Origin of the sequence: Proteiniphilum sp. UBA5463 (genome assembly GCF_002427225.1) — a bacterium.
Lineage (GTDB): Bacteria > Bacteroidota > Bacteroidia > Bacteroidales > Dysgonomonadaceae > Proteiniphilum > Proteiniphilum propionicum.
In genome coordinates this window covers 9087-20087 of sequence record NZ_DIQL01000030.1, presented here as the reverse complement: position 1 = coordinate 20087, position 11001 = coordinate 9087, and the positions used below count along the sequence as shown (strand labels likewise).

The window sequence follows — 11001 nt, the reverse complement described above, 5'->3', positions numbered from 1 at the left end:
CCGGCGCTCTGTCCGGCGCATTCAGGGTGGATATAACTTTATAATTTACGACATTGAACAGGATAATAAAGGATATTTGGATAAATGTTTTCTGTAAGAATCCCGCTTATAATGCTGAAAACGCCTTGACCTCGGCCTGGGAATGGATGGCGAGGAAGCAAGCGATGAGATAAATTTATTGTGTTTTTTGTATTATCTTTGTATCTTTATTTGATATCCGTTATTCGATTGTCTGGTTGTCTGCATTTCAGGAAAACTACCCGGCATAATTTATGCTTTAGGTAATTTGGGTAACCGGACACCCAGTGAATAAAGGGTAGTGTGAATTTTGATTGATTGGAATGGTTACAATATTGGGAATTGAGTCTTCTTGCGATGATACTTCTGCCGCGGTTATTCGTGACGGTATAATACTTTCCAACGTGATTGCCGGTCAGGCTGTACACGAGCGATATGGCGGAGTGGTGCCCGAACTGGCGTCGCGTGCGCACCAGCAAAATATTATTCCCGTTGTGCATGATGCGTTGAAACAGGCAAAGATCGCCAAAGAGGAGATTTCTGCAGTGGCTTTTACACGTGGCCCCGGGTTGTTAGGATCACTTCTTGTGGGAACATCGTTTGCGAAGGGCTTTTCTTCGGCACTTAATATTCCTATGATAGAGGTGAATCATCTGCAGGCACATGTGCTGGCACACTTTATCAAGGAGGATGAGAATGATGCCGATCAGCCTTCATTTCCTTTTCTCTGCTTGCTGGTGTCGGGCGGTAATTCACAGATTATACTGGTGAAATCGTTTGACGATATGGAGATTATTGGACAGACCATTGATGATGCTGCCGGGGAAGCGTTCGATAAATGTGCCAAGGTAATGGGACTTGGATACCCGGGTGGGCCGGTTGTGGACCGTCTGGCAAAACAGGGCGATTCCGTAAGGTTCAGGTTCAGTAAGCCTAATATTGCAGGATATGATTATAGTTTCAGCGGATTGAAAACATCATTTCTCTATTTTCTGCGCGATGAGTTGAAAAATGATTCCGGCTTTATCGACAAGAACAGAGAGGATCTATGTGCTTCGTTGCAAAAAACCATTATAGATGTTTTGATGGACAAGCTTTACCATGCTGCTAAAGATTGTAAGATAAAGGAGGTGGCTGTTGCTGGAGGTGTATCGGCCAATTCGGGGTTGAGGAACGCTTTTGAAGAGTATAGCCGCAAGTATGGCTGGAAGATCCATATTCCCAAATTTGCCTATACCACCGATAATGCAGCTATGGTGGCCATAACGGGTTATTATAAATATAAGAAGGGTGAGTTTTCCGGGTACGATATAGCACCCTACGCAAGAGTATCGATATAATTTAAAGTAGAAATTAAGAATCAGAAATTTAGGTTATAAGTTGAAAGCAGAATATTAAAAGGCTGAATCATGTAAAGCCGGATGTAGAAAAGCTCTAAACTAAAAAAGTAAAAATAAATTCTTAATCACTAATTGTAAATCATTAATTATTACACTATATGTCAGTGAACGAGATTACCGCTATTGAGGAGAACAGGAAAAGCCTCAATTTTATAGAGCAGATTGTTGAAAACGATTTGAAAGAAGGCAGAAACGATGGACGCATACAGACTCGCTTTCCGCCAGAACCTAACGGATACCTGCATATAGGGCATGCCAAGGCTATCTGTCTCGATTTTGGAATAGCCGAAAGGTATGGCGGTATTTGTAATCTCAGGTTTGATGATACAAACCCTTTGAAAGAGGATGTTGAATACGTGGATTCCATCATGGAAGATATAAAATGGCTGGGATTTCACTGGGAAAACGTCTATTATGCATCCGACTATTTTCAGCAGTTGTGGGATTTTGCCATACAGCTTATTAAGGAGGGGAAAGCATATATCGATGAACAGTCGGCTGAAGAGATTGCACAACAAAAAGGGACGCCAACGGTGCCGGGAACAAACAGCCCCTACCGTGACAGGCCTGTTGAGGAAACGCTTGATCTCTTCGAAAAAATGAATAGCGGTGAGATACCTGAAGGGAAGATGGTGCTGCGTGCCAAAATAGACATGGCTTCGTCTAACATGCACTTTCGTGACCCTATAATCTATCGTGTGATACATATTCCGCACCATCGTACAGGAACAACATGGAAAGCCTATCCTATGTATGATTTTGCGCACGGGCAGTCCGATTATTTCGAGGGTGTAACGCACTCGCTCTGCACGCTGGAGTTTGAAGTGCATCGCCCCTTGTACGACTGGTTTATAGACCAGCTTGCCAACAGTGACTACCGCCCACGCCAGATTGAATTTAACCGTTTGAACCTTACTTATACTATTATGAGTAAGCGAAAGCTGTTGCAGCTCGTACAGGAGAAGCTGGTGTCGGGATGGGATGATCCGCGTATGCCCACACTCACGGGGATGCGCCGCAGAGGTTATACTCCCGAAGCAATACGCAGTTTTATTGATAAAATAGGTTACACAAAATATGATGGTATTAACGATATGTCTCTGCTTGAGCATGCGGTGAGGGAGGACCTAAATGCCCGTGCGATGCGTGTTTCGGGTGTGATAGATCCTGTACGGCTGATTCTTTCAAATTATCCTGAAGGAGAGGTGGAGGAGATGGAGGCTATCAATAATCCCGAAGATGAAAGCATGGGCAGTCGTAAGGTGAAGTTCAGCCGTGAGCTGTGGATTGAGCGTGATGATTTCATGGAAAAAGCACCGAAAAAATACTTTCGCCTTACCCCGGGTAGTGAAGTGCGGCTGAAGAATGCCTATATTATTAAGTGTACAGGTTGCAAAAAAGATGAGAACGGAAATGTTACTGAGGTATATGCTGAATACGATCCACAGACTAAGAGCGGTATGCCGGAATCGAACCGTAAGGTTAAGGGTACCATTCACTGGGTCTCAGTGGCCCATAGCCTGAATGCCGAAGTGCGGCTGTATGACCGCCTTTTTAAGGTGGAGGACCCCGCCGGTGAAAAAGACAGGGATTTTAAGGAACTGTTGAATCCGGGGTCGCTCGTAGTGAAAAATGGATGTAAGGTGGAGGAGTATCTGAAAGATGCCAAACCGTTAGATAGCTTCCAGTTTCAACGCATCGGGTATTTTAATGTGGATTCAGATTCAACTAAAGATAGACTGGTCTTTAACCGGACAGTGGCTCTCAGGGATTCCTGGAAAAAATGAGTTTATTAGTGCAGGAGAAACAAGTTATCGGCGATGGAGAGAAGAATGGAAGAGAATGAACCGGATATCACGTCGTTGGTTGAAAGATATGAGCAGATGCGTGCATTAGGCAAGAAGGTCTATTTCGATGCCGATGAATTTGCTCAACTGGCTGATTATTATACTGCCGAGGGCGATATTGATGAGGCCGACTTTCTTATCGATGAGGGCCTGTCAATGCATCCAGGCAGCCAGGAGCTGATGGTGCTGAAAGTAAAAAAGCTTGTTTACTCTGAGATGTATGAGGAGGCGCTCGACTATATGAGGCAGTTATCGGATGAAGGAGATGTGGATCTGTCGCTGCTTAGGATTGAGTCGTTGCTCCATCTGGAGAGATATGGAGAGGCCGATCAGCTGATTAATCAGTCATTCGGACGGGAATTGTCGGTGGACGACCTCTACTTTTTCATCACCGAAGTGGGATATATGCTCAACGATGTGGACAAGTTTGATCGTGCAATTTCATTTCTCGAAGAGAGCATGAAGATTGATGAATCGAATCCCGATGTTATTGTTGACCTTGCTTACGCCTATGAGATGAAAGGCGATCTGGATAAAGCTATTGAATACAACAACAGGCTTCTTGATATTGATCCCTATTCGTATGACGGATGGGTAAATATAGGAAAGCTATATTCCATGAATGAAGAGTACAATAAAGCTATTGATGCTTTTGATTTTGCGTTGACTATCAATGAGGGTGATCAGCAGGTTTTGAAAATGAAAGCATTGACGTTATACCTTAACGATAACGCGGAGGAAGCAATTGCCATCTTCAGGCAATGCCTTGAGGAGTCTCCTGACGACGAGACAATTTATGACTCGCTGATGGAAGCTTATTCCGCCCTGGAGCAATATGATGAGATGATGAAGCTTATAGACAGGAAAGAGGCCCTGCTGGGAAGCAAGGGTATTATTGGCAAACGTGCATTTGTTTACCTTAGTAAGCAGGATTTTGACAAAGCAAGGGAACTGTTTTCGTTGATTCCGGAAACGGAGAGGGAGACGCTTGACTACTACATGATTGAGGGTGAGCTGGCATTCAATGACGGGGATTTTGTTGGTGCCGAAGCGGCATATATGAAAGCTGCCCTTGTTTCTGAAGGGAATGAAGATATCCTGGACCGGTTGGCAAACATTAGTGTGGCGCAGGAAAAATATGAACAGGCAGCACAGTATCTGGAGGAGCTGCTGGAGATTGCTCCTGATTTTCCGACAGCCAAATCGCGACTGGCTTTTATCCGTTTTGAGATCGGATCAAAAGAACCTTTCGATGAGATCATGGAGCAGTTCTCCGATGAAGAGCTGCGAGCACTGCTAAACCTGATAATGGGTTATGAAGATGTCGATTTTTCGGGATACAGCAGGGAGAAAATATTGTCACGGCTCAACGAAGCACGTGAGAACAGGGTGCTGTTCAAGAATATAAAATACTGATTTTGCAGGCAGCGCACTGCAAAGCATTTAGAGGAGATGATTTGCAAGCCATAAATGCAAGGTCTGCTGCCTTAACTCTCTCTCTCCGGAAGGCATTGTTACAGTTTTCCGGTGGCTATTTTCCGGATAACCCTTTTCAACTCCTGCAGCTCTTCAATTTTTAACAGGTAACTTACAGGCAGGTAGGTTGCCAATGCAGTAATTAGCCCGGTAACAATCTTCAGCCAGTGACTTGGAAAGATATTCATAGCAAGGTAGACAGACAGTGCCATCACACAGGTGGCAATAATTACCGGGATCATCTCTTTAACCTGTTTAAGTGTACCGTAACCGAAAAGTTTACCTGGCATATAGGTGTTTATTATGAAAGAGAGGGCGGAAGTAACCACACTTCCAATTACAATTGCCTTCACTCCCATTGGGATAGTAATGAGAAGGGCTGCAATTACGATGGGCGCCTTTGAGAGATCAACCTTAAGAAAGAGGTCTGAGCGGCCTACGGCATTCAAAATATTCATATTGATTGAGCTGATGGGTGTTACCAATCTCGCGAAACATAACCACTGCAGCAATACTATTGCTGGTGCCCATTTTGCAGTAAGGAAAAGCATGACAAGGGGATCGGCCATCAATGCCAGCAAGGTCATTGCAGGGAAGATTAAAAAAGATGTCATTCTTAACAGGCGGCTGAACACCGATACCAGTCGTTCTTTGTCGTCCTGCAAAGATGCCAGTATGGGGTATGTTACCTGTTGTACAACAGCAGTAACTGTACCAGAGGATATCTCGGCAAACTGTTTTGATCGGGTATAATAACCAAGGTCCGCAGCACTATATACCTTCCCTATCATCACATTGTAGATCTCATTGAAGCCTTGTGCATACAACCCGGAGATTAGCAGTTTGGAGCCAAAACCGAAAAGCCTTTTGAACGATTCGGTTGAGAAGATGAGTGACGGCTTCCAGTGGGTGAACACCCAAAACAAGGCGACAGATATCAGTGAGCGAATAAGGTTCTGAAAAACTAGCGCCCATACTCCCCAGCCGGTGAATGCAAAATAGACAGCAATAGCACCGCTTGAGAAGACAGAGATAACATTTACCTTGGCAATTGTTTTGAAATCGATATGTATGACCAGCTTCGATCGCTGTACAATGGCGAGTGCGTTGATTATGATATTTAATCCCAGAACACGTGTCAATGTTACCAGCCCCGGTGTTTCGTAAAACAGCGCTATAAGTGGTGCGGCAATGAATAACAATAGGTAGAAAATTATACTGACCGCCAGATTGAAAACAAAGACTGTGGAGAAATCAAGATCGCTCCGCTCTTTTTTCTGGATTAACCCCGATCCCATCCCGCTATCGATAAACGATTGGGATATGGCCAAGAAAATGGAGAGCATACCAATCAGCCCGAAGTCCTCGGGCATTAGCAGGCGCGCAAGAATGATGCCAATAACCAACTGTCCCGCCTGGACAGCAAACTTATCAAGCGCGCTCCATATCATGCCTTTGGCAGCCTTGTTTTTTAATGACTCTTCCACATAAAGGTGTTATTGTTGGAGTAATAAATAATTGTGAATTTACTTGCCGGTGATCCTGTATATTTCATTCATTATGTTCCTGCTGGCACTGTTGTTGTTGGGAGGCTGAAGGTGAGTTTTTATTAGTGCTTCCCGCCTCTGTTTCATGGTGTCCTCCCCGCTTATAACTACATCTTTGATAAACGATTCAACATCTTCTTTCGTGCGGGAATGGTAGTGAGCATCAACAATTTTATTCCCCAGAGTTGAAAAACCGGACAAAACATAATCATCAATCACCATGTAGAGGCTTGGTTTTTTTGTACAGAGATATTCTACCAGAAAAGATACACTGTCATGTATCATTGCATCGGAAGAAAGGAACAGATCATAGTACATGCCTTCGTTCAATTGACAGTTGGGACGGGTTGCCCATGCTTTGTAATAGTTCTCCGTTCGCTCTTCACCCCATCCTGGCAAATTTTTAAGCTTGGGCTTCAATAACGGGTGAGGCTTGAATGAGAGCATGATATCATCTTTATATTTGTCTGCCAGATCGAGGAAAAACTGATGATACTCAAGGAAATTGCTGAAGTTAAACCGGCTTTTGTCAGTCTCAATACTGTGATGCGGTGCCCAGATGATTCTTTTCACTTGCCTGTCCTTTATTTTCCAGGGATCGTTGCAAATACTTTTATCCTGATCGCCTGCATTGTTTCTGCCGTTATCTTTAAAAACAAAGTCTAACCCAGGGTAACCGCTTACTACAGAGTTGGACCCTCTGTTCAGCGAATATTTCCGGGCCTCTTTGCTGTGATAGTCTGATTCCCGGAAAATTTTATACACCAGGTAGTGCAGTTCCAGTTGATAACGTAACGATGGCCTGTCGGTAATCACAAAAGCGTAAGGAACGTAAAAAGTGAGGGTATCGGGAAAATTGGTGATATAATATTCGGCCCTTGTATGTAAATATGGATTGGCGAAAAAAATCAAATCGGGTTGAACCTCATTCTTTACATCCAGCCATGTGCCATCATCACGGAGTGTTTTGATCACGTTATATCCCTTTTCGGAAAAAACATTAAAACCGTTTTTCATCACTTCGAGCATTTGCTCTTCACCATAAGTCAGATATGGGCAGATGATGATCACCGGTTCAAATCGCTCATCATGCTCCATTATCCTGTACACACCTTCGTATTTCCAGTCCGAATCGTGATTAATAAAAAAGGCTGCCTTTATCTTTTCCTTGCTGCGAACATATTCCAGTGCCTTCTTGTGTTTTGCCTCTACTTTCTTGTGTTTAAGGAGAAAAATAAAAATACGGAACGGTTTGATAATCTGCTTGTATCCTCTGTAAACAATTACTAATCCGTTGTAGAGAAATCCGGGTGAGATCCTTTGCAGATATTGCTTGTATTCTCCAACCATAGCTAATGATATTTTCCGGTATATGGTAATCATACCCGGTGGTTTACCACTCAAAAATAGTAATTTATTTTTAATTGACTGTTTTTTAATGCAAAATTCAATTTAGCTTTTTATCTGTTATCAATATTCTTTAAAGGGAAATTAAATAGCTGGTATCCAGTCGAAAAGGCGCAAAAAGGAGTATGATACAGAATAATGCCGCAAGAAAATTGCAGGGTATGCAATGCTTTGCCGTAAGAAATTGTTATGGAATATTTCAGGTTATGACAGAAAACAGAGGTGAGGTTGTGTTGAATATACTGTGTAAATAATCGGTAATCACATGAATATGTTTCTGGAAAAATTGATAGAAAAGATCTGGTTATGCTGTTGAATTATAATCAGGCTGCATAAAAAATAAACATTTAGAGATTTTATTTGCCTTTTTGCTTAGATTCTTTTACTTTTGCAGCTTCATTTAACAAGATATGACTGCAGTTACGGAAAAAATAAAAATTTTATGTGCCGAGAAGAATATGCCGGTAGAAGAGCTGGCTGCCGGTGCAGGGCTTACGGTAGAGCAGGTAAGAAGGATCTGCGAAAGCGAAAATATTCCATCACTTTCGTCATTAATTAAAATAGCGCGTGCGCTTGGAGTGAGGTTGGGTACCTTTCTTGACGACTATGAAGAGATGGGGCCGGTTGTGACAAGAAACAGTGATTTAATGACACCGGTTACATTCACCAGCCAGATGGCCAACAGCAACTCACATATGGATTTTATCTCTTTGGCACCGGGAAAAGCGGGACGAAACATGGACCCGTTCCTTGTCAGGATTTCGTCTGCCACAGGTAATGAGAGTTTCTCTTCACATGAAGGGGAAGAGTTTCTTTATGTGCTGGAGGGGGCTGTTACTGTTTATTATGGTAAGGAAAAATATCTGTTGAACCAGGGTGACAGCATCTATTACGATTCAATTGTTGACCATCTTGTAACTGCGTCAGGTGATGCCGAAGCCCAAATACTGGGTGTTGTGTACTCTCCTGCTTAGTTTCTGGGGTACTCATTGAGCAAGGTCGTGGAACATTGATCTCATTATCGTTATCATCGTTGATGATAAGGTGGTACTCATTGAGCAAGGTCGTGGGACATTCACATTCAACCTGATATAGTTGATCAACTTCCTGAAACGCTCATTGAGTATGTCTGTTGGCCATTCACCGCTAACAGTTTTTAGATATTATGCTTCTCTTTGTACTAATTTAGCACGACTGTTGATCATTGAGTGTGTTTTCTGTTTTAAATCATTTCCGGATTAATCATAAAATATCAATTTTTTTATCTGATTAAAGATGAGTGACCAATCTAACATGCAACTTTTCGATAAGACGCTAGGGGACTGGCTTGAATACTGGGCTGAAGAGACACCCGACAGGGAATATATTGTCTATTCCGACCGTGATCTGCGTTTTACGTGGAAGACCTTCAACGAAAGGGTGGATAACATGGCAAAAGGCTTGATCTCTATAGGGGTGACCCGCGGTAGCAAAGTGGGAATATGGGCACAGAATGTTCCCGACTGGCTTACCTTTCTCTATGCGACTGCAAAAATTGGAGCTGTTGCGGTAACGGTAAATACCAACTATCGTTCCGAAGAGATAGCCTATCTGATGAAGGATTCTGATATGCACACCTTGTGCATGACTGATGGTGTAGCGGGAAGCAATTATACTGATATTATCTACGAGCTGGTGCCTGAGATGAGAGCAACACAACGTGGTAAAATGAGATCGGACCGTTTTCCCGAACTGAAGAATGTAGTCTATATAGGCCAGGAGAAATACCGGTGTATGTATAATACCGCTGAAATACTCTTGTTGGGAAAGAATGTACCGGACAACGAGTTTAAAAGATTACGGGGCTTGTCGAACTGTCACGATGTGGTAAACATGCAGTACACCTCGGGAACAACCGGATTTCCGAAAGGGGTGATGCTTACGCACCATAATATTACCAACAACGGGTATCTGACTGGGGTACATATGAATTTCACACCTGAGGACAAGTGCTGTATATGTGTACCGCTGTTTCATTGTTTCGGGGTTGTGTTAGCAACCATGTGCTGCCTTACACATGGCAGTACACAGGTTATGGTGGAGCGGTTCGATCCGCTTGTTACCCTCGCTTCAATCCATAAGGAGCGGTGCACTGTCCTACATGGTGTTCCAACAATGTTTATCGCACAGTTAAACCATCCTATGTTTAATATTTTTGATATGAGCTCATTACGTACGGGTATTATGGCAGGCGCACTTTGCCCGGAGGAGCTGATGAGGCAGGTGAACGAGAAGATGTTTATGAAGCTTACCAGCGTGTACGGTATGACAGAAACTTCTCCGGGAATGACACAAAGTCGGCTTGATGATCCTTTTGAGGTGCGTTGTACGACTGTGGGGCGCAACTATGAGTTTACGGATGTGAGGGTGATTGACCCCGAAACACGTAAAGAGTGTCCTGCGGGGGTAGTTGGGGAGATGTGTTGCCGCGGCTATAATGTGATGAAAGGTTATTATAAGAATCAGGCAGCTACTGCTCAGGTAATAGATGAGAATGGTTTTATGCATTCGGGCGACCTGGGAGTAAAAGATGAGAATGGCAATTACCGAATCACTGGGCGAATAAAGGATATGATAATCAGGGGAGGTGAGAACATCTCTCCGAAAGAGGTGGAGGATTACCTTTACAGGATGCCGGGAGTGAAGGATGTACAGGTTGTGGCGGTAGCATCTGAACGATATGGAGAAGATGTGGGTGCTTTCATCATTCAAAAAGAGGGATTTAATCTCTTTAGAGAGGATGTGCGTGATTTTTGCAAGGGACATATCGCTAAATATAAAATACCCCGCTATGTCTTTTTTGTTGATCAATTTCCGATGACAGGCAGCGGAAAGATACAGAAGTATCTCCTACGTGAAATGGCTCTTGAGCTATGCAAAAAAAACGGTATCGAAATTCTCTGACTTTCATTTTTCGACGGATCTCTTTTTCAATGTACTGAATGTTTTCATGAGTGGACACAATTAGATATGGACACGGCAGAAGAATCAGGTAAAGTAATGGATAGTAACGGAGATGAACTTTTAGATGGTGATGATGTAACTGTAATAAAAGACCTGAAAGTGAAGGGCTCTTCTATGGTTGTAAAACGAGGAACCCGTGCTCGCGGAATTAAACTTGCAGAAGATGATCCTACACATGTACAGGCCAGGGTTGATGGACAAACAATATTTCTAAAGACAGAATTCTTGAAGAAATAAAAAAAGCGGTTTGCAAATGCAAGCCGCTTATCGATCTTGTCTTAGTGGAGAATATCGGAGTCGAAC

The 11001-nt window shown here is 43.2% G+C and carries 7 protein-coding genes and 1 pseudogene; 6 read left to right on the top strand and 2 right to left on the bottom strand.

Annotated features, from left to right (window positions below):
* The first annotated feature begins 341 nt into the window (after window positions 1–341).
* From tsaD to B3B27_RS05275, 3 genes are all read left to right on the top strand, one after another.
* Window positions 342–1358 (top strand): tRNA (adenosine(37)-N6)-threonylcarbamoyltransferase complex transferase subunit TsaD, encoded by a 1017-nt coding sequence (tsaD, locus tag B3B27_RS05285; RefSeq protein WP_238866310.1) that lies wholly within the window; start codon window positions 342–344, stop codon window positions 1356–1358.
* 158 nt (window positions 1359–1516) lie between these two features.
* On the top strand, window positions 1517–3205 hold the full coding sequence (locus B3B27_RS05280) for a glutamine--tRNA ligase/YqeY domain fusion protein (protein WP_238866312.1): 1689 nt from the start codon (window positions 1517–1519) through the stop codon (window positions 3203–3205).
* A 33-nt stretch (window positions 3206–3238) separates the two neighbouring features.
* Window positions 3239–4681, top strand: coding sequence for a tetratricopeptide repeat protein (locus tag B3B27_RS05275; RefSeq protein WP_238866314.1), 1443 nt, complete (start codon window positions 3239–3241; stop codon window positions 4679–4681).
* A 98-nt stretch (window positions 4682–4779) separates the two neighbouring features.
* On the opposite strand, the gene B3B27_RS05270 is transcribed toward B3B27_RS05275, so the two are convergent.
* Complete coding sequence (locus tag B3B27_RS05270) at window positions 4780–6228, bottom strand: lipopolysaccharide biosynthesis protein (protein ID WP_238866317.1); 1449 nt, start codon at window positions 6226–6228, stop codon at window positions 4780–4782.
* Window positions 6229–6267: 39 nt separating this feature from the next.
* Window positions 6268–7671: a CDP-glycerol glycerophosphotransferase family protein gene (locus B3B27_RS05265; RefSeq protein ID WP_238866319.1), complete on the bottom strand. Its 1404-nt coding sequence runs from the start codon at window positions 7669–7671 to the stop codon at window positions 6268–6270.
* Window positions 7672–8105: 434 nt separating this feature from the next.
* Here B3B27_RS05265 and B3B27_RS05260 point away from each other — a divergent pair, with 434 nt between their 5' ends.
* The 3 genes and pseudogenes from B3B27_RS05260 to B3B27_RS05250 form a co-directional block, all read left to right on the top strand.
* Window positions 8106–8669 (top strand): helix-turn-helix domain-containing protein, encoded by a 564-nt coding sequence (locus B3B27_RS05260; RefSeq protein ID WP_238866321.1) that lies wholly within the window; start codon window positions 8106–8108, stop codon window positions 8667–8669.
* Between the two features lie 319 nt (window positions 8670–8988).
* Window positions 8989–10638 carry an AMP-binding protein gene (locus B3B27_RS05255; RefSeq protein ID WP_286846990.1) on the top strand — a complete coding sequence of 550 codons (1650 nt, stop codon included), beginning with the start codon at window positions 8989–8991 and terminating at the stop codon, window positions 10636–10638.
* An 18-nt stretch (window positions 10639–10656) separates the two neighbouring features.
* Window positions 10657–10935: pseudogene (locus B3B27_RS05250) on the top strand (zinc ribbon domain-containing protein YjdM); the annotation flags it as partial.
* Window positions 10936–11001: the final 66 nt, after the last annotated feature.

Excerpts from the sequence above, each read along its gene's own strand:
- B3B27_RS05255 (WP_286846990.1), top strand. The coding sequence starts at position 8,989 with ATGCAACTTTTCGATAAGACGCTAGGGGACTGGCTTGAATACTGGGCT.
- B3B27_RS05275 (WP_238866314.1), top strand. The coding sequence starts at position 3,239 with ATGGAGAGAAGAATGGAAGAGAATGAACCGGATATCACGTCGTTGGTT.
- B3B27_RS05265 (WP_238866319.1), bottom strand. The coding sequence starts at position 7,671 with ATGATTACCATATACCGGAAAATATCATTAGCTATGGTTGGAGAATAC.
- tsaD (WP_238866310.1), top strand. The coding sequence starts at position 342 with ATGGTTACAATATTGGGAATTGAGTCTTCTTGCGATGATACTTCTGCC.
- B3B27_RS05260 (WP_238866321.1), top strand. The coding sequence starts at position 8,106 with ATGACTGCAGTTACGGAAAAAATAAAAATTTTATGTGCCGAGAAGAAT.
- B3B27_RS05280 (WP_238866312.1), top strand. The coding sequence starts at position 1,517 with ATGTCAGTGAACGAGATTACCGCTATTGAGGAGAACAGGAAAAGCCTC.